The organism is Flavobacterium hungaricum (genome assembly GCF_015182285.1).
GTDB lineage: Bacteria > Bacteroidota > Bacteroidia > Flavobacteriales > Flavobacteriaceae > Flavobacterium > Flavobacterium hungaricum.
This window is the reverse complement of the sequence record NZ_PRDM01000005.1, coordinates 63,613-87,795: the sequence shown is the minus strand read 5'-3', so window position 1 is coordinate 87,795 and position 24,183 is coordinate 63,613. Positions and strand designations below refer to the sequence as shown.

22 protein-coding genes are annotated in these 24,183 nt (G+C 34.1%); 10 read left to right on the top strand and 12 right to left on the bottom strand.

Going from position 1 to position 24,183, the window contains the following annotated elements:
• The first annotated feature begins 139 nt into the window (after nt 1–139).
• The 4 genes from tyrS to C4F50_RS19790 all read left to right on the top strand — a co-directional run bounded on the left by tyrS (nt 140) and on the right by C4F50_RS19790 (nt 2,426).
• The gene (tyrS, locus tag C4F50_RS19805) at nt 140–1,435 is read left to right on the top strand and encodes a tyrosine--tRNA ligase (RefSeq protein WP_194140382.1); all 1,296 of its coding nucleotides are present in this window, start codon (nt 140–142) and stop codon (nt 1,433–1,435) included.
• A 33-nt stretch (nt 1,436–1,468) separates the two neighbouring features.
• Nucleotides 1,469–1,675, top strand: coding sequence for a hypothetical protein (locus C4F50_RS19800; protein ID WP_194140381.1), 207 nt, complete (start codon nt 1,469–1,471; stop codon nt 1,673–1,675).
• A complete protein-coding gene (locus C4F50_RS19795) occupies nt 1,675–1,929 on the top strand; it encodes a type II toxin-antitoxin system RelE family toxin (protein WP_194140380.1) in 255 nt (84 codons plus the stop codon). Before C4F50_RS19800 ends, C4F50_RS19795 begins: the two co-directional genes overlap by 1 nt.
• 152 nt (nt 1,930–2,081) lie before the next feature.
• Nucleotides 2,082–2,426, top strand: coding sequence for a hypothetical protein (locus C4F50_RS19790; protein WP_194140379.1), 345 nt, complete (start codon nt 2,082–2,084; stop codon nt 2,424–2,426).
• Between the two features lie 81 nt (nt 2,427–2,507).
• Here the strand turns inward: C4F50_RS19790 and C4F50_RS19785 are convergent, their stop codons facing one another.
• The 4 genes from C4F50_RS19785 to C4F50_RS19770 all read right to left on the bottom strand — a co-directional run bounded on the left by C4F50_RS19785 (nt 2,508) and on the right by C4F50_RS19770 (nt 8,502).
• Nucleotides 2,508–3,488, bottom strand: a complete 981-nt coding sequence (locus C4F50_RS19785) for a LuxE/PaaK family acyltransferase (protein WP_194140772.1) — start codon at nt 3,486–3,488, stop codon at nt 2,508–2,510.
• A gap of 401 nt (nt 3,489–3,889) precedes the next feature.
• Nucleotides 3,890–4,228 carry a T9SS type A sorting domain-containing protein gene (locus tag C4F50_RS19780; protein ID WP_194140378.1) on the bottom strand — a complete coding sequence of 113 codons (339 nt, stop codon included), beginning with the start codon at nt 4,226–4,228 and terminating at the stop codon, nt 3,890–3,892.
• A 194-nt stretch (nt 4,229–4,422) separates the two neighbouring features.
• On the bottom strand, nt 4,423–5,616 hold the full coding sequence (locus tag C4F50_RS19775; protein ID WP_194140377.1) for a hypothetical protein: 1,194 nt from the start codon (nt 5,614–5,616) through the stop codon (nt 4,423–4,425).
• A 135-nt stretch (nt 5,617–5,751) separates the two neighbouring features.
• On the bottom strand, nt 5,752–8,502 hold the full coding sequence (locus tag C4F50_RS19770) for a TonB-dependent receptor (protein ID WP_194140376.1): 2,751 nt from the start codon (nt 8,500–8,502) through the stop codon (nt 5,752–5,754).
• Between the two features lie 234 nt (nt 8,503–8,736).
• Between C4F50_RS19770 and C4F50_RS19765 the strand changes: the two genes are divergently transcribed.
• The 3 genes from C4F50_RS19765 (at nt 8,737) to C4F50_RS19755 (ending at nt 12,209) form a co-directional block, all read left to right on the top strand.
• Nucleotides 8,737–9,420, top strand: a complete 684-nt coding sequence (locus C4F50_RS19765) for a response regulator transcription factor (RefSeq protein WP_008465097.1) — start codon at nt 8,737–8,739, stop codon at nt 9,418–9,420.
• 243 nt (nt 9,421–9,663) lie between these two features.
• Complete coding sequence (locus tag C4F50_RS19760) at nt 9,664–10,752, top strand: sensor histidine kinase (protein WP_194140375.1); 1,089 nt, start codon at nt 9,664–9,666, stop codon at nt 10,750–10,752.
• Nucleotides 10,753–10,913: 161 nt separating this feature from the next.
• Nucleotides 10,914–12,209 (top strand): porin, encoded by a 1,296-nt coding sequence (locus C4F50_RS19755; RefSeq protein ID WP_194140374.1) that lies wholly within the window; start codon nt 10,914–10,916, stop codon nt 12,207–12,209.
• Between the two features lie 290 nt (nt 12,210–12,499).
• Here C4F50_RS19755 and C4F50_RS19750 read toward each other — a convergent pair whose 3' ends face one another.
• The 4 genes from C4F50_RS19750 to C4F50_RS19735 all read right to left on the bottom strand — a co-directional run bounded on the left by C4F50_RS19750 (nt 12,500) and on the right by C4F50_RS19735 (nt 18,477).
• Entirely contained in the window at nt 12,500–13,579 is a 1,080-nt protein-coding gene (locus C4F50_RS19750) for a glycosyltransferase (RefSeq protein WP_194140373.1), read from the bottom strand.
• Between the two features lie 360 nt (nt 13,580–13,939).
• The gene (locus C4F50_RS19745) at nt 13,940–14,428 is read right to left on the bottom strand and encodes a hypothetical protein (RefSeq protein WP_194140372.1); all 489 of its coding nucleotides are present in this window, start codon (nt 14,426–14,428) and stop codon (nt 13,940–13,942) included.
• 63 nt (nt 14,429–14,491) lie between these two features.
• Nucleotides 14,492–17,923 (bottom strand): DUF8818 domain-containing protein, encoded by a 3,432-nt coding sequence (locus tag C4F50_RS19740; RefSeq protein ID WP_194140371.1) that lies wholly within the window; start codon nt 17,921–17,923, stop codon nt 14,492–14,494.
• Nucleotides 17,924–18,240: 317 nt separating this feature from the next.
• Complete coding sequence (locus tag C4F50_RS19735; protein ID WP_194140370.1) at nt 18,241–18,477, bottom strand: DUF5808 domain-containing protein; 237 nt, start codon at nt 18,475–18,477, stop codon at nt 18,241–18,243.
• Nucleotides 18,478–18,666: 189 nt separating this feature from the next.
• Between C4F50_RS19735 and C4F50_RS19730 the strand changes: the two genes are divergently transcribed.
• Entirely contained in the window at nt 18,667–18,996 is a 330-nt protein-coding gene (locus C4F50_RS19730; RefSeq protein WP_194140369.1) for a helix-turn-helix transcriptional regulator, read from the top strand.
• Between the two features lie 4 nt (nt 18,997–19,000).
• On the opposite strand, the gene C4F50_RS19725 is transcribed toward C4F50_RS19730, so the two are convergent.
• The 4 genes from C4F50_RS19725 to C4F50_RS19710 form a co-directional block, all read right to left on the bottom strand.
• A complete protein-coding gene (locus C4F50_RS19725) occupies nt 19,001–19,339 on the bottom strand; it encodes an SdpI family protein (RefSeq protein ID WP_194140368.1) in 339 nt (112 codons plus the stop codon).
• Nucleotides 19,340–19,349: 10 nt separating this feature from the next.
• A complete protein-coding gene (locus tag C4F50_RS19720) occupies nt 19,350–20,156 on the bottom strand; it encodes a hypothetical protein (RefSeq protein ID WP_194140367.1) in 807 nt (268 codons plus the stop codon).
• Between the two features lie 361 nt (nt 20,157–20,517).
• The gene (locus C4F50_RS19715) at nt 20,518–21,777 is read right to left on the bottom strand and encodes an aspartate kinase (RefSeq protein WP_194140366.1); all 1,260 of its coding nucleotides are present in this window, start codon (nt 21,775–21,777) and stop codon (nt 20,518–20,520) included.
• Between the two features lie 127 nt (nt 21,778–21,904).
• Complete coding sequence (locus tag C4F50_RS19710) at nt 21,905–22,393, bottom strand: GNAT family N-acetyltransferase (RefSeq protein WP_194140365.1); 489 nt, start codon at nt 22,391–22,393, stop codon at nt 21,905–21,907.
• Nucleotides 22,394–22,656: 263 nt separating this feature from the next.
• Here C4F50_RS19710 and fbp point away from each other — a divergent pair, with 263 nt between their 5' ends.
• Nucleotides 22,657–23,661 carry a class 1 fructose-bisphosphatase gene (gene fbp, locus C4F50_RS19705; RefSeq protein WP_194140364.1) on the top strand — a complete coding sequence of 335 codons (1,005 nt, stop codon included), beginning with the start codon at nt 22,657–22,659 and terminating at the stop codon, nt 23,659–23,661.
• A gap of 140 nt (nt 23,662–23,801) precedes the next feature.
• Complete coding sequence (locus tag C4F50_RS19700; protein ID WP_194140363.1) at nt 23,802–24,170, top strand: hypothetical protein; 369 nt, start codon at nt 23,802–23,804, stop codon at nt 24,168–24,170.
• Nucleotides 24,171–24,183 lie beyond the last annotated feature (13 nt).

Here is a 24,183-nt window from a genome sequence, read left to right as displayed (position 1 = left end):
TTTTTGTTTTTGCAGCGAAGTCACTAAGACACTAAGTTTTTGGTTTTTTAAATAAGTTTGTGCCTTACCGCCTTAGCGGCATAACTTTTTGTGATTGCGCTTGCCATTAATTATATTTGCACAAAATATTTAAAAAAAAATGAAGAATCTAGTTGAAGAATTAAAATGGCGCGGGTTATATCATGATAGTATGCCTGGAACTGAAGAGCAATTACTAAAAGAGGTAACATCGGCATATATTGGTTTTGATCCAACAGCAGATTCACTGCATATCGGCAGTATGGTTCAGATCATTTTATTGGTTCATTTGAAGAATTTCGGTCATCAGCCAATCGCTTTGGTTGGAGGTGCAACCGGAATGATCGGAGATCCTTCTGGAAAATCTGACGAAAGAAATTTGTTAAACGAGGAGACTCTGGCTAAAAACGTGGCTGGAATTAAAAGTGTTCTGTCTCGTTTCTTAGACTTTAATTCAAAAGAAGCTAATGCACCGGTGATGGTGAACAACTACGATTGGATGAAAGAATTCTCTTTTATTGATTTTGCGCGTGAAGTAGGAAAACGAATCACGGTAAATTATATGATGGCTAAAGATTCTGTAAAAAAGAGAATCAATGGAGAAGGAGAGGGAATGTCGTTTACGGAGTTTACTTACCAATTAATTCAAGGCTACGATTTTTATCATTTATATAAAAACAACAACTGTGTTTTACAAATGGGAGGTTCTGACCAGTGGGGAAATATCACTACGGGAACAGAACTGGTTCGTAGAATGGGAGGAGAAAATGCAAAAGCTTACGCTCTAACTACTCCTTTGATCACAAAAGCAGACGGTTCTAAATTCGGAAAATCTGAAGGAGGAAATGTTTGGCTGGATGCAGATAAAACTTCTGTTTACAAATTCTACCAGTTTTGGGTAAACACAACAGATGTTGATGCTGAAAAATATATCAAAATATTTACGTTCTTAGATAAAGAAACGATTGATGCTTTGATCGAAGAGCATAAAACAGCACCACACTTAAGAGTTTTGCAAAAGAAATTGGCAGAAGAGATTACGATTTTTGTTCATAACCAAGAAGAATTAGAAAAAGCAATTCAGGCTTCCAATATTTTGTTTGGAAATTCGACTGCAGATGATTTAAAGAAATTGGATGAAAAAACTTTTTTAGAAGTTTTTGATGGAGTGCCGCAGGCTGAAATTGCAAAAGCAGATTTAGAAAACGGATTGGATATTATTTCCGTTTTAAACGAAAAAACAGGTTTCTTTAAATCTAACGGAGAAGCAAGACGCGCTTTAACTGCAAATTCAATTTCGGTAAACAGAGAAAAAATCAAAGAAGATTTTGTTTTGACTGCAAATGATTTGATTAACAATCAGTTTGTTTTATTGCAAAGTGGTAAGAAGAACTATTTTGTGATTAGAGCAATATAAATCCCTAACTTTACTAGAAATACATTTTAGTCTATGAAAACACAATTTATAACTGATGAGCAAGGTAATAGGACAGCAGTTTTGTTGCCGATAAAACAGTATAATAAGCTTTTAGAAAAATTGGAAGATTTGGAAGATGTGAAATTGTACGATGAAGCTAAAAGAAATGATGATGGTTTTAGAATTTCTATTGATGATGCTTTTAAGATTATTGAAGAGAAGCGAAAAATGACGAAATAATGAGTTATGAAATTCAATTTCGAAATAAAGTTTTAAAGATCTTGATTAAAATTAACGAACCATATTATTCGGTAATAAAAAAAAGAATTTATGAGTTAGCTGAAAATCCAAGACCAAATGGATATAAAAAATTAAAAGGAAGATCTGGATACAGAATTAGAGTGGGTGATTATAGAGTGATTTATGAAGTTTTCGATGATGTACTACTTATTGACGTCATTGATTTAGGACATCGAAAAGATATATACGAGTAATTAAAGCACCATCAGATCACACCCTCGAATCAGAATTATCAAAACATCCCAATACTTCAAAAGAGTTGTTGGGATTTTTTTGTTTGAATATTTGAGTGTATAAATAGTCGTATTTTTTCCTAAGTTTAACACTTCAAATTAACTTAGAAACTATGCTTGGAATTTTATTTATTTACTGGATTTGGAAGGCGTTTACCAATTTGGCTCTTCAATACAATAAAAACAAATGGACTTATTTTATAATCGGATTAGCTGCTTATTACGGAAGCACCATGATTTCTGGTTTTGCTGCTGGTATGTTGGTGGTTTTGGTAAATGGTGTCGCAAATGTAACCGAAAATAGTTTTAATAATGCAGGCTGGAATATACTTTTTGTGCTTTGTGGTATTTTAGTATGTTACGGGACGTATAAGCTTTTAGAAAGAAAAGCGATAAAAGAGTGGGCAGTGTCAAAGAAAGAAGGAATTGAAAGTATTGGTGTAACAGACGAAAATTAATTCTTTTTGTTTAAATGGGTTAATGTTTTAGCCGCTCTGTTTTTATCACAATTAGATGATTAACAAAATCAATATTATACTTTAAAGCACCATCAAATTACACCCGCGAATATCAGAATTATCAAAACGTCCCAATACTTCAAAAGAGTTGTTGGGATTTTTTTTGCCTAAATCCTGTGTCGCAATAAATGAGCAGGAATTAATGTTGGCCAAATCGATCACATTTATACCGCCTGTTTTTCCGTCTTTTACATAAGTTAAAGCATCTTCTGGATCACGAACCAAAATGTTCATCCAAGAAGGACATTCAAAAACACCTTCGCCTAAAGAATAGGCCTGTGCTAAAAGTTCTGTCATTCCGTATTCAGAATGAATGGCAGAAACACCAAAGCCTTTGCATAATATTTCATGCAGTTCTTCACGAATCATTTCTTTGCGCTTTCCTTTCATTCCGCCTGTTTCCATAATAATGGTATTGTGAAGATCAAATTGGTGTTTTTCTATTAAATCTAACAAAGCATAAGTTACTCCGATCAAAATTACATTTTGTCCTCTTTCTTCTAATTCTAAAAGCTTTTGGGTAAGTTCTCCGTGGTTGTGTAAATAAAACCCACTTTCAGGCTGATTAGATAGTTTTATCAAATCTTCGACCATATAAATTAACGAAGAGCCGTCGCGTTCTAAATAAGACGGCAAAAGGGCTAAAACAACATAATCTTCGATGTTGCCGTAGAATTGCGAAAAACCTTTTCGGTAACTTTCTTCGTAAAGCGAAACATCGGTTACCAAATGCCTGCTGGTTATCATTCCTGTTGTACCGCTGCTGGTAAAGGTTACCTGAGCGGGGTCTGTATTGGAAACGACATCATGGCTTTTGAAAAACTGAATGGGTAAAAAAGGAATTTGCTGCAGTGATTTTACCTGTTGTGGATTGACATTTAAAAAATCACAGAAATCACGGTAAACTTTGTTGTTCTCGTGCTGCAAACGAAACACTTTTAGCGCTGTTTTTTCAAATTGTTTCTGACTCGAAATGGTAAATATATCGCTGGCTGTGATCAAAACTTTTTTTTGCAAAGATATTGTTTTTAGTGTTCAGTGTGGCGTTTTTTAGTATTCAGTAATTATTGTTGATATAGAGATTAATACAAATACCTGTAGGTGAAAATTAATAATAAATAGTAGCAAGCAAAAATTTAACCGCAAAGGACGCAAAGATTTTAAAAGAGATGTTTTTTTATACAACACAAAGTTCGCAAAGCTTTGTGTTGATGCAGCTTTGCGAACTTTATATTTATAAGCTTAATATTTTTAGTAAAAATTTTTGCATTCCTTGCAGTTTAAATAAATAGCAGGATTTTTTAAAATCATTTAGTCTTAATGTCGGTTATATGCAGTGCTGAGCACTCAAAAGCTGAACACTAAATACTAAAAAAGCTCCCAATAGAAGGAGCTTTTTTTGTTTATCTGATAATTAGTTTTCGTGTTGCAGAAGCATTTTGTTCGCTAATTTTAATAATGTAAACGCCGGGAGGTAAATCAGAAACATTTAATTCTTTTGAGGATAAATGGGACTGTAGTACTTTTTTTCCTAAGATATCAAATACTATAATTTCTTTTTCCAGATCGTTTTTAGAAGATATATAAACCTTTCCGTTTGTTACGGGATTAGGGTACATGCTTAGACCCTCAATAGCCGTGGGCTCTTGAGGTTTTGGTAATTGTTTACTGTCTTGAGCAGAAACACTCAGAGTAAAGAAAAATGCCAATAAGAATGTAATATAAAAGTAGTTTTTTGCCATCGCGTGTATTTGGATATAGTAAATATACAAAAAAAATTACAAAAAGCACGCCAAAAAAAAACATCCTAAAGATTTAGGATGTTTTTAACATTTTGTAATTGAAGTTATTGCAGATCAAGTATATCATTAGTATAAAATGATATAAAAAAAACACTCTAATTTAGAGTGTTTTTTAAAATATTGTGATTTTTAGATTATAGACCTTTTGTCCATCCAGCAGCCCAAGTTGGAACTCCTGATCCGTTTCCTGCTCCAGTTGCAGTTGCAGATTCTGTGAAAACTTTAGATACATCAACAGTTTCTTTTGCAGTGTTTGTACCTTTTGATTTTGTAGGAACGTCTTCGAATTTAACGTTAGTTGCTAATAAATCAGTTCCAACATATCCGATAGTTTCGTTGTGCTCAACATCAAATCCAGTTTTCCAACCTTTTAATACAACGTTATCAAATTTACCTTTTGTACCAACTCTTAATTTGAAAGCTTGAGATTCAGCACTTGTATCTGTAGATCCGAAACCAACTAAAGTAAGATTTTTGATTGTTGGGAAAGAAATTGGAGTAGCTAAGTTGTTGTTTGCATTGTTATCTGCTTCGATACCTCTGTTACCAGCGTTTGTTCTGATACCGTACCAGTTTTCAGCAGTTCCATTCCATCCTTCAGTCCAGTCAAATAAATCATCACCAACGTTTGAAGCATCTTTGTTAGAAACTACTAAGTGAGTAGCGTTTACAGTTCCACCAAACCATTCGAATCCGTCATCAGAGCTTTCGAAAATTTGTACATAATCAACAACAGTTCCTTTACCAACTCCGAAGAATGAGATACCGTTGAATTCTTTACTTGTATTGTAAGCGTAACCTGGATATTCAACTCTTAAATATTTGATAGAACCTGAGTTATCGTTAATGTCAGTTCCACCGTATGGTAAGTCAGAAACTTCAGCAGAAGCAGTAGCTCCAGAGTTGATAGGTGCTTTTCCGCAAAGTACTAATCCTCCCCAAGATCCTGGTTTAGTAGCTGTAGATGTCATGATAACTGGGCTTGCAGCTGTACCTTGAACATCAATTTTTCCTCCTTGAGCAATAGCTATATATCTAATTGATTCTACTTTGTTTGGATCTAATGTAGTAGCTTCGATAGTTACTCCAGGTTTAATTGTAAGTTTTGCATTTGCTTTTACAACTAATTTCCCTGTAAGTTTATAAGTTCCTGATTCCAAGATAACTTCTCCGTCATTAATTTCTCCCTGAAGATTGTCTCTTGTTAATACGAAAGTAGAACCTCCTCCAGTTGAACCATTGTTGTTGTCATCGCTAGAGCAAGACGTTGTTAATGTTACAAGCGATAAAGCAGCTAAGCCTAAAATTGTTGAAATTGTTTTTTTCATTACTATTTTTTAATTAGTTTGTGTTTATGCAAAGATTATAACTAATGGCTGAATGTGTGTTAAGCCCTTGTAATGTCTTTGTTATATGTTTTTTAATCGAATGTTAAGGAATTGCTAATAACTTCTTCTGAAGTATTAGAACTGGTAATTCATTCCAAGTCCAAATGTGATTCCTTTTTTATAGTTAAAAACTAGAACATCTCCACCAGCATTTTCTTGTACTCTTTTAAATTCTGGATTCAATAAATTTCTTGCTCCAAAATCAATTCCAAGACTTTTATTTAGTTTAGTTTTTAAGATAAGATCTAAAGAGCCCATAGATTTGTCAACTAAGTTTCCTTTTCCTAAAGCACCAATTGCATATAGTTTATCAGAGTAATGATTGTATGCTAATGTTGCTATAATTCCAGAATCATTTTTCCAGTTTCTAGTATAAGATAAATCAGCATTTAAAATTAAATCTGAAGCTCCGGTAAAGCCAGAACTTGTGTCTGTAAGACTTATGTTTAATGTACTGTTTGTTTCTCTTCGAACTTTATCAGAATCGATATCCTGGTTTGTTTTCATGAATGAAGCATTAAATCCAAAAGCAAGTTTGTTTGTAAATTCGCTCTCGATTTCAAAAATGTTTTTTCTTGCTTCAAGCTCAACTCCATAAGCATAACCTTTATCTCCAATATTTACCCAAGAAATATCATTAGATGCAGATGCAATTACAACTTCATTGATAGGATCTAGAATGTATTTTCCGAAAGCAGTTACAGAGAATAACTCGTCACTTTTAGGGAACATTTCCCATTTTAAATCAACATTGTAATTTTGAGAAGGGTATAAGTATGGGTTACCAATTTTAGTTTCCATTACATCTTCGTAAATAAACAAAGCACGTTCTTTAAATTGTGGTAATGTATATGTTTTACTTGCAGCGAAACGAAGGTTTTGTTTTTCATTCAATTCATATTTCAATACAAGACTTGGAAGGTATTCGTTTCTGTCAAAAGTGTTTTTTCCACCAGTTGCATCAAGCTGTGTTCTCCAAGTAACCATTTGAGATATTTTTTCGTATCTAATACCTGCATTAAAGCTAAACTTGGTGCCAAACTTATATTCAAAAGTTCCAAATCCTGCGTGGATGTCCTGTTCACCGCTGTACGTTTGAGGTGTCATTCCTGCAAAAGCACTAATTCCGAATACACCGTTAGCATAATTTTGCTGATTAAAAAATGAATCTAACTCATTTGGTAAAACAGGCGTATTCTGTCCTTGTTCTGTAACGTTAAAGTTAAACTGAAGGGCTTCAAAATCACGTTTTTTGAATTTTCCGTTGTATCCTGCAACAATCTTTCCTTTAGATTCGCCAGTTTCTTTATCACCCAATTTGTATGTAAAAGCAAGATTTGCAGCTGTTTCATCCTCTTTAAGGTTTTGGTAGTATCTCTGGTTGTCAGTAATTGTTGTTTGAGCGATATTGTAAATACCAGTTGCACGGTCTAAGAACATTTTGTTCTGCGTTCTGTCTGGCATGTCACCTTTTACAGTGTTGTAAGAAACTCCCCAGTCAAAATCAATTTTGTCTGTTATTTTATGATTTCCTAAAAGTTGATTGATGTAAACAGTATTTTGTGTAAACGTACCTCTCTGAACCAAAAGATCGGCATCATCATTATCAAAATCTCTATCAGAACCAAAATAGTTGTCTCTTGTTTGTTCAGATGAATTAACGAACAAAAAGTTGTAACCAATTTTGTGGTTTTTGTTTAAGCGGTAATTTGCATTAAACATTCCAGTAGTGTTGGTAGTGTAGGTATATTTTTGCTCTTGAAAAGATCTTAGACTTACGCCCTGAGCATTTACGCTCTGGCTTAATCCTTCTCTAAATTCGTAACCATTACTAAAACCAGCAGTTCCAAAAATACTTAATTTTCCTTCGTCGCCAATGTTAAAAGTTGTACCTGCTTTTAAGTTAAAACTTCCAGCATAAGGAGCTTCTTTAGTTGGATTTAAGCTGTTTCCAAAATTATACCCAGTCAAAGCGTTTGAAGGAACTCCATAAGAAACAAAACCTGTTTTAGTTGGTCCTTGCTGCAATAAAAAGTTATCAGATTGCTGTAATGCATTGGTGTTAACTTTAGATCCTAACGAAATCTCAAACATACCTTTTCCGCGGTAATCTTTAGAAACGATATCTACATTTCCTCCGGCAAAGTCACCGTACATTCTTGACGTATAAGATTTATCGATAGAAATATATTCAACAATATCAGTTGAGAATAAATCAAGTGCAATATTTTTTCTTTCAGGATCATTAGATGGAATTGGCAGTCCATTCATAGAAGTAGAGTTGTAACGGTCACCCAATCCTCTAACAAATACGTTGTTACTTCCTTCTTGTTTAGAAACACCTGATGTTTTTACTACAGCAGCAGCTACGTCGCCCACACCTTTTCGAGAAAGTTCCTGAGCTCCAATAGACTGTTTAATATCTACAGCATTTTTTTGCTCCAAAAGTAAAGCAGATTCTTTCTGCTTACTTGGTCCGGTAGATTTTACCACTACATCTTTAAGAGTGTAACTTCCAGACGAAAGTGCCTGGTTAACCACCACAGTTTCGTTTGCCTTTACCGCAACTGGGGTTTCTACAGATTCGTATCCTAAAAAGCTGAAAACAAGAGTATAATTTCCTGGATTTACGCTCAAAGAATATTTTCCGTCAACATCGGTATTTACGCTAATATTTGTACCTTTAATTAAAACATTAGCGAATGGTAAAACTTCATTGTTCATTTCCTTGTCGGTAAGAACTCCAGAAATTGTACCTTTGTTTTGCGCGATCGAAATCGTACAGGTAAATAATGCAATTAATAGAAATTTTAAATTGAATTTCATTGTTCAGTGTTGTGTTAATTTATTTTGGTGCAAAGAAAGAACCGCCCTGTAAAGTCGATGTTACGAACTTGTTATGTTTTTGTGTTGTTAAGATTATCAAATTGTTACGAGATTAAATTACAGTTAACACCAATTTTTAAAGGTTCTTTTGTTAGTATATTTACCCCGTGAAATAAAAAACATCGGATAAATAATTACGAATATTTGATGTAAAAATCTCAATTTTTGCTATTTATGAAAAAAACACAAACTAAGATTTTATTAGTTGACGACGAACCAGATATCTTAGAAATCGTTGGCTACAACCTAGCTCAGGAAGGCTACCAGATTGTAACAGCTTCTAACGGAAAAGATGCTATTGCAAAGGCTCAGAAAGAATTGCCGGAATTAATTATTATGGATGTGATGATGGCTGAAATGGACGGAATGGAAGCTTGTGAGCATATTAGAAAAATTCCTGAGTTGAATAATGTTATCATAACATTCCTTACAGCAAGAAGCGAAGATTATTCTCAAGTGGCTGGTTTTGATGCAGGTGCTGATGACTATATTACCAAACCTATTAAACCGAAATTACTAGTATCTAAAGTAAAGGCTTTGTTAAGAAGGTTAAAAGAACAAGAAGTAGTTACAGATACTCTAAATGTTGGCGGAATTGAAATTAACCGTGAAGAATATAAAATCATTAAAGGCAATGTCGAAATTGCCCTGCCAAGAAAAGAATTTGAACTATTTTATTTGTTAGCTTCAAAACCTGGAAAAGTTTTTAAAAGAGACGAAATCTTGGATAAAGTCTGGGGTAACGAAGTAGTAGTAGGCGGAAGAACAATCGATGTTCACATCAGAAAACTGCGTGAGAAAATCGGCGAAGATCTTTTTAAAACAATAAAAGGAGTGGGTTATAAATTTGAAGTTTAATTTTAGAGTTCTAAGATGCTAAGTTTCTAAGCTGCTAAGGTTTTTGAACTTGAATTTTAGTAAAGATTAAATACATTCAGATATTTTTAAAATATTCAATACATTTAAACCATATAAGAATTGAAGTTTATAATCTTCATTTTCTTATATGGTTTTTGAGTTATTCTTTTTCTGATTTTGATTAAAGAGTACCTAAAAACAAAAACTTAATTTCCTTAATATCTTAATGGTTCAAATTTTTCAATGAAAATTAATTTTAAAAAAACATACAAATTTGCTATCAAATCGGCATTGTATATCAGTCTCTTTGCGACAGGATTTGTGCTCCTGTTGATGTCTTTGATTTACAAAGAGCAGGAGCTGAAACATCAAGCTGCATTTGGAATAATTTTCATTATCAGCATTTACATCTTTTCGTTTTTGGTTTTGCAATATCGTGTAGAGCGTTTTATCTACAGACGAGTTAAGAAAATTTACGATGAGGTTTCGCTTTTAGAATCGACTACACTTATCAATCAACCGATTAATACCGATATGGAAACTCTTTCGCGTGAAGTGAAAAAGTTTGCAACGGATAAAAAACTGGAAATCGAAATGCTGGAGATTCGCGAACAATACCGAAGAGAATTTTTAGGAAATGTTTCGCACGAATTAAAAACGCCATTGTTTACCGTTCAGGGTTATGTTTCTACTTTACTTGATGGTGCCATGGACGACAAGCACATTCGAAAAAAATATCTGAAACGTGCCGAAAAAGGAGTAGAGCGCCTTATTTATATAGTCGAAGATCTGGATATGATTACCAAATTAGAATCGGGAGATTTGGATTTGAATATGACTGATTTTGATATTGTCGAATTGATTCAGAGTGTTTTTGAACTTTTAGAAATGAAAGCCGACAAAAAGAAAATTAAACTGGCTTTTGAAAGCAAAAATGTTCAGTCGGTTATTATTCGAGGTGATCAGGACAGAATACAGCAGGTTTTAGAAAACCTGATTGTCAATTCTATTAAGTACGGAAAAGAAGGCGGTTTGACAGAAGTAGGCGTTGTAAACTTGACCAAGAAAAAAGTCTTAATCCGTATCAGTGATAATGGAGAAGGGGTTGAAAAACAAAATATTCCGAGACTTTTTGAACGTTTTTACCGTGTTGATAAAAGCGGAACCCGTTCTGAGGGAGGTTCTGGTTTAGGATTAGCAATTGTTAAGCATATTATTGAAGCGCATAAAGAGAAAGTTTACGTAGAAAGTGAGTTCGGAATTGGTTCTGAGTTCTCTTTTACACTTGAAAAAGCCAATAGATCACAAAAAATTGACTTTAAAAAATTGTAACCAAACTTTCGCGAGAAGGCTTAAAACAAGGGGTTTAACACTAAATAAACTTTTAAGCCTGGCTCATAACATTAAATTTTTATTATAGTAACATCTGGTTAATGATTTCTTAACATAGGTGATACATCTTTGCATCCTGAAATTAAGGGTAGTAGAAAAAGATGATAAAAAGAACCATTGTTGCCATTTTAGTAATGATTTCTTGTGGAGTTAAGGCACAAGAGTTAAACAAACAGGATGTAAAAAACGAAGTAATGCGTATTTTAGATTCTATCAATAAAGCAAAATTACCAGATACAAAGTCTGGAGTTAGCGGCGAAGAACATTGGTACGATAGAATCTCTCTTAGAGGATACGCTCAAATTCGTTACAATGGGCTGCTTTCTACAAACGACAAAGTTTCCTGCGAGCAATGCGATAAATCTTGGGGAACAACTTCTACAGTTCCAGATGCAAAATCAAATAACGGACTTTTTATTCGCCGAGCGCGTTTAGTATTTTCAGGGCAGGTTCATCCAAATGTGTTTTTCTATTTTCAACCCGATTTTGCGAGTTCGCCAAGTACCGGAATCCAGAACTTTGTACAGGTTCGAGATTTGTATTTTGATCTTTCTTTTGATAAGAAAAGAGAATACCGTGTTCGTGTCGGTCAGAGTAAAATTCCATATGGCTTCGAAAATATGCAGTCAAGTTCGCAGCGTTTGACCTTAGACCGTGCCGATGCAATAAACAGTGCGATCTTAAACGAACGTGATTTAGGAATATTCTTTTATTGGGCTCCAGCCGAAATTAGAGAACGTTTTGCGATGCTGGTAAAAGACGGTTACAAAGGTTCTGGTGATTTTGGAGTTTTTGCTTTTGGAGTTTACAACGGACAAATTGCAAACAAACTAGATGGAAATAGAGATATAAATGTAGTGACAAGAGTTACCTATCCGTTTGTGATTGGAAGCCAGATTATCGAACCAGGAATTCAGGCTTACACTGGAAAATGGGCTTTTACTGGTGAAATTTCATCAGGAGTTACTGTAAATGATCCGCAGTATGTAAAAGATCAAAGAGTTGGTGCAACTTTTGTTTTGTATCCAAGACCGTTCGGAATTCAGACAGAATATAATATTGGTACAGGACCTCGATACAATACCTTGACTAAAACAGTAGATGAAACAGATCTAAATGGGGGTTATGTTTTGTTAAACTATAAATGGGACATTAAAAAACAGCATATTTATCCTTTTGCAAAATTTCAATATTATGACGGAGGAAAAAAATATGAAAAAGATGCCAGAAGTTACGTTGTAAGAGATTACGAAATTGGTGTAGAATGGCAGCCAATCAAAGCATTAGAATTAACGGCCGAATACGTAATTGCAGACCGAACTTTTGAAGACAGCGCACTGCCAATCAACAGACAGCAGGGAAATGTTTTGAGACTGCAGGCTCAGTTTAATTTTTAAAAAATAGTCGTGGATGAGATTGATTTGCTTTCGCGAAAGCGGAAATAAAAACGGATTTTTCATCCTTTTTTACTGCCATTCAAAAAGAGGAATTGCCTCCAGCTTGAGCTGGGGATTAAGAATAAAAGAGAAAAAAGGCTTTAGCCAAACTAATTAGTTTGGCTAAAGCCTTTCTTGTAGATATCAAAAAAAACCTCGAGCTGAAGCTGGAGGCAATTCATATTTGTTAGAGTAATCCGTTTTTATTTCCGTTTTCGCGAAAGCGAATCTGTTTAATCCGCGTTCCATTATCAAGCAGTTTTATCTTCAAAAACAGTAAAAAGAGAATCCCAGTCGATTTCATTTTCAAATTGAGACAAACCTTTAAAAGATTCGACCTTAGAAAGATTTTCTATGGTAAAGTCGTCCTGCAGAGCATACGGAACCAAGTTTTCTTCTTGCAGTTTTATCGCCAGATATTCCTGTTCGTATTGACCTGGAGTCGGAATAAAAAATGCTTTTTTGCCCAATTTAGCTAAATCCATAACGGTTGTGTAACCCGAACGGCAAAGAACAAAATCACTTTCATTAAAAGTTTGTTCAAGTTGTTTAGAATTCATGAAATTGTAATAAGTAACATTTCCAGCCTGCCATTTTTCTTGTGCTTTTTCTACAATTCCCTGTACAAAAACCACTTTACCCTTATAATTTGCAGCTTCCTTTTGCAGTTTTTCATCCAAAAAAGTACGCTGAGGTTCTGGCCCCGACAATATAATCATCAAATCGTATACTTTTGGAGTTTCCTTTTTTTTCATGCGGCTTAACGGTCCGATGTATTTTAGATTGAGTTTGCTCTTTTTAAGATGTCCCAGATCTCCAGTAAGATTTAGGGCTCCATTAGTATCAGGAATCCAGCATTCGTTGTATTTTTTAATAATATGCTGATGGCATTTACTAGTAAACCAAGTCGTGTTTCCAGTCATGACATTCAACTGATGCGTCATAAAAACAGAAGGAATTTTTTTGCTGAAAACTCCTAATCTATTATCAGAGATAATACCGTCAATGCCATGTTTTTTAATCCAGCTGTTGACCATTTTTTTCTCATCCAAAATAGCAGTAATCATTTTTGGAAGATTTTTGATCAGCTTCCACTTAAAGTTCTTTCCGTTCTTGGCATATTCAATATGATAAGAAGGCAGTTCTAAAGTTTGAATGTATGGAAATTCTTTTCGTAATAAAGCCAGTGCAACACCATCCGAAGCAATAATCGGAATATAGTTGTTCTCTTGAAGCGCCTTGATAATAGGAATACATCGAGTGGCATGGCCTAATCCCCAATTTAATGGAGCTACTAAAATGGTTTTATTCGCAGAATAATCAATACTCATTTTTAACACGTTTTAAAAACGAAGATAAAGAAATATGTTTTCGATGCTATTTCGAGGGTATTACTAAATTATTAACTGTAATTTAAGGTTCTGGGTTTCTGAGGTACTAAGGTTCTGAGGAACTAAGATTCTGAGATATTAAGTTTCTTTTCTTTATAAAGAAGATTTCAAGTTTATATTTTGAGAAATCCCAGCCGGAGCTAATTTGTTACGATTAATATTTTCTATAATAGTATACTTATCTGTAGAAATAAAAAAAACCGAACTTACGTTCGGTTTAGTTTTAGCTTAGTACCTCAGTACCTCAGTACCTCAGAACCTCAGTACCTAAGAACCTAAGAACCTCAGAACTTAAGAACCTTAATCCTGAATATAAGTCTTATTACCATTTTTGTTAATATAGTACTTACCGCCTTTTGGTCCTGTATAAACTTTTTTTCCGTTGTATTCTCCAGTAACCTTGTCTGGTGTTTTTGGAGCTTTTTCATTGGTTTCTTTTACAGTTTTTGCGGCAGCTTTTTTTGCAGATTTTGCTGAGGCATCTGCGTTATCTGCAGCTTTTGTTGCTTTTTTAGCATCGCTTTTAGCTTTTGCGGCTTCTTTGTCTGCCGTTTTTTTAGTTTTGTCTGCCGCTTCTTTTTTGGCTTTAGATGAAGCTTCTTTAGCATCATCGGCTGCTTTTTTAGATTTTGCTGCTTCTTTTTTGGCATCAGCCGAAGCTTTGTCTGCAGTAGATTTTGCTTTTTTTGCCGAAGTTTCTGTTTTGCTTTTTGCAGCTTTTGTTGTTTCCTGAGCATAAAAATTAGAAGAGAAAACAACTAATAAACAGATTAATACTAATTTTTTCATAAGGTTATATGTTTAAATTTCTACTAAAATTAATCAATTTATTGTCATCTTTTTCGCAGGCAATTAAAAATATGCACGGAGCTGGATATTTCCTGTATGAATCGTTGGTCCCGTTTCGCTTTTGCGCCCTTGATAGTTTACATTGATATCCAAAAAAGAGGTAATATTTTTTTGTAAAAGCAGTTTCCAAACCAGATTAGAACCCGCTTGCAGACCCTCTAACATCTGAAACCCTACAGACGAAAATTCGTTACCATTAAATTTATTTTCATAAAAAGAAAACTCCCCATTTACAGTTACTTTTTTTTCGCCGGCATAAGAAAAAGAAGTTCCGATTCTGTTTTGATCTAAAGTTTCAAAATTTCCAATTTGATTTTTTTTGGTTTGAAGTTCATAAAACAAATCCCATTTGGTGTTTTTAGAAAATAAATAACTGATTTTGGGTGCCAATTGCCAGCCATTTATGTCGTAATTTTTTTCTACAAAATCTTCAGAAACCAAATCTGTTTTAATTGTTTTAGCAAAGAAATTAAACAGCCAGCTTTTTTGGTACAAATGCGTGTACTGTAATTGGTGCGAATAATTTTGAACATTTTGAGAACCTACAGAAAGCAGACTTTTTCCCTTGTTAACCAAATACGAATACGTAACAGAATGGTTCTGTCTGCCTCGATTGTAAAACAAACTATTTCTAAAGCTTGAATTCAGTCCCAAGATATTTTCTTCGGAGGAGTTGAACGGATTGAGTTCTAGTTTTTCTCCATCACTTCTCACTTTTCGATCCATTAAAAAAGAAGTTTGATTGTAAAAGTAAGAAAGCAGTTTTTTAAAACCTTTCTCGTTCTGCCATTGCAGCGGATTCAATATCAACGACTGAGAGAACTTATTCTGATTGGTTTTGATATAAATTTGATTCGGCAAAAAGATACGCACATATTTGGCCTGATCGGCAAAAGCCGCAATTTCGAACTCTTCCAATTCCTGAATTCCGTTCCCATTATAATCATTCCAAGTATACACGCCTTGGCCTGTTGGTACTTCAACATAGGTAAATTCTTGCTGCGCGATTGTTCCAGAACTGGTTTCGTATGCCGTACTGATCTGCATTAATTGATTAAAAAAGCGATCGTTGTACAAAATCCTAGAATTTAGAGAAGGCTCATTTTTTTGGGCAGTATCAGTAAAATCCAGATTTCTATAACTTGCGTATACCGCCAGATCTGTTTTTTTGTTTTGAATCAATTTTGACTTTAGATAATAGGTCTGCGAATTGTTAACATGCTGCAATAATCCATTTTGTAAACTGTCGTTGCGTCGTTGTAAAAATCCGATCTCAACAAAAACTTTGGTACTGTCGCCTCGTCCTGTAAAAACGCCGTACTCTGAAAATCTTTGGCTTAAAGCCGAAAACTGATTGGCTGCCTTATCCTTTTCCTGATTGTCTTCGAGCTGAAAACTTCCGCCCACCCAGTTTTTTCCAAAATGATATTTGGCCCTGGTTTGGTTTCGAATAAATTTTGAAGTCGAAGCCGTCGCATCCGAATTTAAGAAACTGCCGTTATTTTCGATCGTCCATTTTCTGACTTTAAACAAGGCAGAAGTAGTATGTCGTACTCCGGTATAACTTTCGCTGAAATCTAATTTTTCAAATTGATAGGTAAACAAACCCAGATCCGAAGTTTTCTTTTCTTTAAACAAATCAAAATTTAACCCCGTAACCAGCAGACTTTGATTGCCCAAAAGCGTTCCCGTTAAATTCCAATCACGGTTAAATTCAATATTATACAAACGTTCGATTGATTTAAAATCCTGCTGCACATATTGATAATTGGCAAAAGTATCTAAAGTCCAGTTTCGCGAAAAAAGACGTTTTTTAAGATTGGTTTTAAACGCAATTCCTTTATTGTCGCCATCATCGATTCCTGAAAATAAATTTTGATCGTTATTGCTTACCGCCACTTCAAAGTCAACCAAAGTCTTTTCGTTCGGATTGTATTTGCCTAAAAAAGTCGCCACCTGAAGTTTTATCGGTGCAACCAATTGTACAATAGGTTCGTAATTTCCCTGAAGAATTCCATTTACAGGAGTTACGTATTGATAAATGCGTTCAACCGAATTATTGTTTTGAATGATGTAGTTTCCCGCGTTTGCACCAACGAGACTAAACTTTACATTGTAAAGCACATCGGCCGGGTTGTTAGAATATTCGTAAGCTTCAATACCATTGACAACGCTCTTTTTATATAAAATTTTATTTTCAGAATAAGTGTCTTCGTAGGCAGAAGGCGCTTTCATCAAATTAATGTTGTCTCCTGCTTCGCTCAAAATCTGCACTTGCTCTGTAGAGAGATTTTGCTGAAGAGGCTGGTTTTTCATATCATTTTCAGAATAAATATACCCGCCAAAACTCCAATTTTTGTTTTCATGCGTAGCGCCCGCGTAAGTAACCAGACGATTGTAATTTCGTTCTGAATATTGGTATTCTATATTAATACGCATTTCGGACGTTATGGTAAAAAGTGACGTAAAGACAATTTCACCCGCATTGTAATCTATAACATAATCGTTGTTTTCGCCGCGTTTCAGCAAAACACCGTTTACATAAACCCGTTCAGAACCCGAAATAACCAAAACATACAATTCGCCGTTCTGGCCTTTTAGTTTGTACGGACCTTGGTTGCCTTCCTGTCCAATAAAAGTGCTTTTGGCATATTGTCCTTTTACAAAAGCAACCGAAGCAAATACATTGGTTTTGTTTTCTTCACCGCCAAAGTCAAAACTGGCCGAAAGGCCCTGAACTTTTTTATTAAAACTTAAAAATTGTGTTTTTCTATTTTCAAGAAACACGTCACCGGCCCGAATGTTCCAGTTGTCGCTGAAAAGTTCCATGAAAATATTATCAAACTGATCCAGTTTCTGCGAGTAACCGCCATCCTGCAGCGGAATATTATTGTCCTGCAGTGAAGCCCGCAAACTTACTTTTTCTGAGAGTTTTCCGGTAATCTGCAAATCGAGGTTGGAGTTTAAAACCGTGTTCTGATTATTCCCTACCGTTACGCCTCGCGTTATACTTCCAGAAGTGTTTAAACCATCAAAAGGAGTGGCTTTTTTGCCCGTATTATTTTCTATTCGGTATAATTTTTCTGTACCCAAATCATTGCTTACCACCTGATCCGATTTGTATAAGCTGTACTCTTTGGTTAGTAAATCGGGGTATTTGAGATAATTAACAATTAAAGTATCTGGAACAGACGTTAGTTTTTCGTTCAAAATCAAATGCCCTTTCTGAAAATTGATTTTATACAAAGCAGTATCTATAAGCTGTTTCTTAGCATCTAATATCTCAAAAAAACCAGAGTTAATGCTGACATCTTCCAGGCGGATGGTGTCTTTTACCGCAATTACTTTTTTTGTTTTATACAACGATTCTATTTCCTGAGCCTGAAGCGCAGAACAGCAGAGAAACACCGTAAAAAACAGTAATTTTTTCAACATAAATACTTTAACTCTAAAAAGCCAAAAGTAGTATTTATAATTGGGAATTTAGAATCGGCAGAGGAGCGTTCTAAATAAAAGAATTTACTACGGTTTTTACTTTAATTTTTAATTTTTTGATAAAGAGAAAGTGAAAAACCGACCGCCAGAAAAAAAGATATTCCTGCTTTTATGCGGCATCCCGTATGATTAGAATGATAAAAAGAAACTGTCAGATAGAAGCATCCTAGAATAAGCGGAATGTATTTAATAATACAGAGTTTCATTTTTTGGATAAAAGTTTTGTGTAGGTTTATGAATATTTTAGTCTTGAAAAGTTATTGGGCGAGTTTAATTTTTTCGGAAATAATAAGCAAAATGCCAATAATAACGAAGGCTATAAAAACGGAATTGGGGTTTGCAAAATTGATGGTCCATCCCAGTTCTCTAACTTTTTTCGGCGGAAACAATCTGGCATCTTTCGGGTTATAATAAAACATTCCCCAAATCCAGTTGTCTGGATCCTGATGCCATTGCTCTTTTGTTTCTTCAGAAGGTTCTCTATTATCTTCCATTTACTTATGATATAAAATTTGGGAAAAATCATTTTGTAAGACGAAGTTACGATTTTTGTAAGTTGTTGTCTTAGTCGTTTTTCGGGTAATTTTATTTTATTTTTTGATTTAACACAAAAAAAGTGCTGTTTATGTGAGTATATTTTTATTAAAGTGTCCTCTATAGTTTTAAAGCAAATTTTTTCTAGTATGAATACCATCATTGCATCTAAGCTCAAAATACTTCGGAAAACAAATAACTTATCTCAGGAACAAATGGCAGATTATCTGCGTATATCGCAGTCTGCCTACGCGAGAATGGAAAGCGGCGAAAGTCATTCCTGGGCAAATCATATATTGAAGATTTGTTCGATTTTTGAAATTGCACCAGAAGATCTTGTTAAAATGGAAAACCCCGGCAGCCATTTAAATTTTGCATACCCGAAAGCTTTTTCTCAGAAAGCAATCGAAGAATATGAAAGCAAAATAGAAGCACTTAAAAAGGAAATTGATAAATTGAAAAAGGATAAAAAAGAGTGAAAACTCAAGAAGACATTTTTTTTAATTTTTTTTCTGTTTTATAATAAACGATTGCAATAATTAAAAACAAACCAATAACCGACATAAAATCGGCATTGGGATTTTTTGGATCGACATAGTGCCAAACGACCTGAATCGCTATCATAAATAATAAAAGAATTATAAAAAGATTGTTGCTGTATTTTTGTGCAAAATCCCAATTTGATTGGTTTTTCTTAGAATTGGCAGTTCTGTAACCATAAAAATCATTTATTTTTTTTGGCGGAAATAGGCGGCATACAATAAAAATAAGAAGACAGATGATAAATATGGGACTTTTAGAAAGGAGCGTAATGATTTTCATGTTTTTGAGTTTATAAAGACAGAAGTAATTTTTTATTTTTTAAATTTTCCTCTTCGCCGATTTTACGCATTACTATTTTAATAAAACCGTTTGCGTCATCTACATGAAGAAATATTTTAGCCGTATTTTTTGTAATTCCAAAAGGCAGGTGTATGGTCATAAGATTTTTTAAATCTAAAGAAATATTATGAGGTTCTAATTTTCCTAATAAGGCTAATTTTAAAAGTTCAGGACTTTTTTCATAATCCCCTTCAAATTTTGAAATGCTGTCAATACTATTAAAAGGAATTTCTATAGTCTCAAAAAGCCCGTAGCGAAAGATAATTTTTTCGGATAAAATAAGATGTGATCTGAACCAGACTGCTTTTAAATGGCCAATTAAATTTATTACCAAATAAACATGAAGTACCAGAAAAAGAAACGCTAAATTTCTGTGACGAGCAATTAATACCGCATGAAAACCAACGGCTTCAATAATAGAAACCAGTATTAGACCTAAATAAATTGCAGTCAATCCGCTTTGGTGATTGCCAGAAAAACTGTTTTCTGTATCATCTGTATTTTTCCATTTTAGAAAACAATAATAGAAAGAGCAGATTTCAAAGGCAATCATTTTTCCTAATCTTTCATATCGAAGTGATTTTTTTAAAGAATTAGTGATGACAAAATGTTCGTCCTGTTCAATGTTATTCTTTTGCTGGATTGTTTGTCTGAAGTTTCTAATAAACGAAAAAGCTTTCCAGATTAAAAAAAATAAAAGGACAATGTTTATGTAAATTTTCAATTGAAATACTTTTGCAAAAAGATTATTTTCCATCGAAAATATATAGGGAGTAATCTTAAAGGCAGTGTAAAAAATAAACCAAAACGTTAATCCCGTTTTGTTTTTTCGGCTTAAAAAATAATATATAACAGGAGCAATTAAAAAAAGAGCAGTAAATAAAGATGATAAAATAGTGTTGTTTTTAAACGAACTATTGAAATAAGTAACAGTTATACTAATCTCAATCAAAACTAAAACTACTATCGCGCTGTATTTTTTGGCCATAAATTGCTGCTATATATTCTTAGTAAATGTAAAGTAATTGTTTGGCATAAGAAAACTCTTAAACTAAAAAAGGTCTCCTCAATTAAGAGAAGACCTTTATAAGGAATTGAAATAATTAACGCTAAGAAAACTAGTTAAGTTCTTTTGTCACAATCTGCATCGTTTCACGGCTCACTTGTTTTAATAAAACAGCTTTGTTTGCTTCGACAGTTTGTGCTGCTTCTTCGGTAAAGTGGCGAATAGTATACAAAGTCACATTTTCGCTGTATTCTACTTTGAATTTTTTCGAAAGTATGGCATTCAGTTCGGGGAAATTTCCAAATTTATCTTCTACACAAACAGAAAAACTAATCGCCGAATTCTGAATCAGGTTTACTTTGATTTTAAATTGATGGAACAATCCAAAAATCTCACTGATATTTTCTTCCATAATAAAAGAGAAATCAATTGATGAAAGTGAGATTAACAACTGCTCTCTTTTTACAATAAAACATGGATATTGCGGTTCTAAATCGACTCCTTTAGAAACACAAGTTCCTTTTAATAAAGGGTTGATAAACGATTTTACGTATAACGGAATTTCTTTTTTCTGTAACGGCTGCAATGTTTTTGGATGAATAACCGTTGCACCGTAAAATGCCAATTCGATTGCTTCACGGTATGAAATCTGATTTAATAAACTTGCATTTTCAAAATAACGCGGGTCGGCATTCATAACTCCAGGAACGTCTTTCCAGATCGTTACACTTTCGGCACTTAGGCAGTAAGCAAAAATCCCGGCAGTATAATCAGAACCTTCACGACCCAAAGTAGTAGTGAAATTATTATCGTCGGCACCTAAAAATCCTTGTGTGATATTCAGCTGTTTTCTTGGAACATTTTTGCTGATGTTTTGCTGCGTAACTTCCCAATCTACTTCTGCATCTCTGTAGTTCGCATTTGTTTTGATGAAATTACGAACATCAAGCCACTGCGTCTGAATTCCCATGAAATTCATAAAATGACTTAAAATATTAGTAGAAATCAATTCACCAAAACTAACCACCTGATCGTAAACAAAGTTGTAATTTGGCGATTTGTTATGGGCTAAGAAATATTCCAATTCTGTAAATTGTGCATTTACAGCTCCAAAAACTTCGTGATTTTCATCTTCAAATAAATCCAGCAAGATTTGATTGTGATACTTTTTTATTTCTTGTACAGAAGAACTTAATTCTGTTGATTTTTCAAAATAATTTTTGATTACAACCTCAAGAGCATTCGTTGTTTTTCCCATTGCCGAAACTACAAGAATTACATCTTCGTAACCTACTTTTTGCAAAACGTCATATACGTTTTTAATTCCATTTGCATCTTTTACCGATGCTCCTCCAAATTTAAATACTCTCATTGTTGATTTTAGATTTTTAATTTTAGATTTCAGATTGAAAGAAATCTAGTATTTTATTTTTTGTCTGCCACGAATTAGACGAATTTAAATTAGTGTAATGCGTGAAATTTGTGGCTAAATATTTTTTTTATAATTTTTCTAAGAACGCATTAATTCCTGCTTCATCCATTTGAACAACCTGCCAGTCTTCCAAGATATTTGCGCCAGAATTTTTGTAGAAGTTTACCGCTGGGGTATTCCAAGCGAGAACATTCCATTCCACCCTTCTTACATTATCTTTTTTACCCTGTTTCATTATTTCTGCATACAAAGCAGAGCCTAAACCAGTGCCTCGCATTTTTTCTTTTACAATTAAATCTTCAAGATGAATTGTTTTTCCTTTCCAGGTAGAATAGCGGTAATAGTACAATGCAATTCCAACAATTTCTTTTTGTTTTTCTTCGTTTTCAATCTCTGCCACAAAGACATTAAATAATGGTTTTTCGCCAAAACCGTCACGCACCAAATCTTCTTCTGTAATAACAACCGCTTCAGGTTCTTTTTCGAATATCGCCAGCTCCTGAATAAGTCCCAGCACCGATTTCATGTCTTCAGGATTTCCTTTTCTAATATTCATAATTATTAAACGTTATTTTTTTGTCCTTTATAGTATTGCTTTTTCCTAATGCAGCATTTGTTTTCACAGAGGCATAGAGGAGGCAATTTCATGTATTCGTATTTTTATCTCCATATTATCAAAGAAAACAAAGCTTTGATTGTTGGTTTATGTAAAATATTAGCAAATATACAATAGTAGCAAACTAACAAAATAATTTTTAAATCATTCTCACAAAATAAGCGATATTTGTGACTTAAAATTAAAACTATAACGATTTAGCAATGGAAGAACGCAATAAAACACTGGGAGAGTTTATTATTGAGAACCAAAAAGCATTTCAGTATTCGTCGGGAGAGCTTTCCCGAATTCTTAACTCGATACGTTTGGCGGCAAAGGTCGTCAACTACAAAGTTAACAAAGCTGGATTAGTGGATATTATTGGCGCCGCAGGCGAACAGAATATTCAGGGAGAAGAACAGCAAAAATTAGATGTCTATGCAAACGAAGTATTTATCCAGACGTTAATAAACCGTGAGATTGTCTGTGGTATTGCTTCTGAAGAAAACGACGATTTTATTACAGTTCAGGGGAGCGACAACTGTCATAATAATAAGTACGTGATCTTAATGGATCCGCTTGACGGATCTTCAAACATTGATGTGAATGTTTCTGTGGGGACTATTTTTTCTGTTTTCAGAAGAATTACCCCAATCGGAACTCCGGTAACCAGCGAGGATTTTTTACAACCGGGAATCAATCAAGTTGCAGCAGGCTATGTAATTTATGGAACTTCGACCATGCTTGTCTATACAACCGGACATGGCGTAAACGGATTTACACTCAATCCTGCGATTGGGACTTTTTACCTTTCGCACCCGAATATGGAATTTCCGAAAGATGGACATATCTATTCGGTAAATGAAGGGAATTATGTTCATTTTCCACAAGGTGTAAAAAACTACATCAAATATTGTCAGCGTGAAGAAGAGGACAGGCCTTACACATCAAGATATATCGGAAGTTTAGTAGCCGATTTTCATCGAAATATGATTAAGGGCGGTGTTTATATTTATCCGACAAGTACAAAAGCGCCAAAAGGAAAATTACGTTTGTTGTACGAATGTAATCCAATGGCATTTATTGCAGAACAAGCTGGAGGAAAAGCAACCGACGGATTTCAAAGAATTATGGAAATACAGCCGACCGAACTGCATCAAAGAGTTCCGTTTTTCTGCGGAAGTTATAATATGGTAGAAAAAGCAGAAGAGTTTATGGCGGCTGAATGAAGTGTTCAGTCCTGAATTTTCAGGAAAGTCTTCAGTAACAGTCATCGTTTTCGGCTCGATTTTATATGACAAACCCGATGGATTTATAAAAATCTGTCGGGTTTTTATAAATTGATTAATAATTTAAAAAGATAAAATAAATGAAAGATGATATTCTAAATTGGATTGATAATATTCAACAAATTGATGGAATTCCACCAAAGGAAATAATTGCGTTTAATTTTGGAGTATTTGAAGACGAAAATGGATATTCAATTTATCTAGTGGGAAGTTTTGAATATGACGAAAACGATGATGATTGGGCTTGTCTGGAATTGCCGGCTCAAGTGCATAGATATTTTAAATTACCAAATAAGTTTGCAAATGTAGACTGGGAACATGTTTTAGATGCTGTATCAAAGGTTTTCAAAGAACTTCAAAAAGAAGGTGAATTTGATATTCCGCTATTCGAGAATGCAATTGCTATAACTACAGGATTTGATGATGGTGATTTGATAAAGATTAGATAAAAACAAAACCCGA

Coding starts and splice junctions, on each gene's coding strand:
- C4F50_RS19735 (WP_194140370.1), bottom strand. CDS start 18,477: ATGGAAGATAATAGAGAACCTTCTGAAGAAACAAAAGAGCAATGGCAT.
- fbp (WP_194140364.1), top strand. CDS start 22,657: ATGGAAGAACGCAATAAAACACTGGGAGAGTTTATTATTGAGAACCAA.
- C4F50_RS19750 (WP_194140373.1), bottom strand. CDS start 13,579: ATGAGTATTGATTATTCTGCGAATAAAACCATTTTAGTAGCTCCATTA.
- C4F50_RS19745 (WP_194140372.1), bottom strand. CDS start 14,428: ATGAAAAAATTAGTATTAATCTGTTTATTAGTTGTTTTCTCTTCTAAT.
- C4F50_RS19770 (WP_194140376.1), bottom strand. CDS start 8,502: ATGAAATTCAATTTAAAATTTCTATTAATTGCATTATTTACCTGTACG.
- C4F50_RS19780 (WP_194140378.1), bottom strand. CDS start 4,228: ATGGCAAAAAACTACTTTTATATTACATTCTTATTGGCATTTTTCTTT.
- C4F50_RS19730 (WP_194140369.1), top strand. CDS start 18,667: ATGAATACCATCATTGCATCTAAGCTCAAAATACTTCGGAAAACAAAT.
- tyrS (WP_194140382.1), top strand. CDS start 140: ATGAAGAATCTAGTTGAAGAATTAAAATGGCGCGGGTTATATCATGAT.
- C4F50_RS19740 (WP_194140371.1), bottom strand. CDS start 17,923: ATGTTGAAAAAATTACTGTTTTTTACGGTGTTTCTCTGCTGTTCTGCG.
- C4F50_RS19710 (WP_194140365.1), bottom strand. CDS start 22,393: ATGAATATTAGAAAAGGAAATCCTGAAGACATGAAATCGGTGCTGGGA.
- C4F50_RS19700 (WP_194140363.1), top strand. CDS start 23,802: ATGAAAGATGATATTCTAAATTGGATTGATAATATTCAACAAATTGAT.
- C4F50_RS19775 (WP_194140377.1), bottom strand. CDS start 5,616: ATGAAAAAAACAATTTCAACAATTTTAGGCTTAGCTGCTTTATCGCTT.
- C4F50_RS19720 (WP_194140367.1), bottom strand. CDS start 20,156: ATGGAAAATAATCTTTTTGCAAAAGTATTTCAATTGAAAATTTACATA.
- C4F50_RS19790 (WP_194140379.1), top strand. CDS start 2,082: ATGCTTGGAATTTTATTTATTTACTGGATTTGGAAGGCGTTTACCAAT.
- C4F50_RS19715 (WP_194140366.1), bottom strand. CDS start 21,777: ATGAGAGTATTTAAATTTGGAGGAGCATCGGTAAAAGATGCAAATGGA.
- C4F50_RS19765 (WP_008465097.1), top strand. CDS start 8,737: ATGAAAAAAACACAAACTAAGATTTTATTAGTTGACGACGAACCAGAT.
- C4F50_RS19795 (WP_194140380.1), top strand. CDS start 1,675: ATGAGTTATGAAATTCAATTTCGAAATAAAGTTTTAAAGATCTTGATT.
- C4F50_RS19800 (WP_194140381.1), top strand. CDS start 1,469: ATGAAAACACAATTTATAACTGATGAGCAAGGTAATAGGACAGCAGTT.
- C4F50_RS19725 (WP_194140368.1), bottom strand. CDS start 19,339: ATGAAAATCATTACGCTCCTTTCTAAAAGTCCCATATTTATCATCTGT.
- C4F50_RS19760 (WP_194140375.1), top strand. CDS start 9,664: ATGAAAATTAATTTTAAAAAAACATACAAATTTGCTATCAAATCGGCA.
- C4F50_RS19755 (WP_194140374.1), top strand. CDS start 10,914: ATGATAAAAAGAACCATTGTTGCCATTTTAGTAATGATTTCTTGTGGA.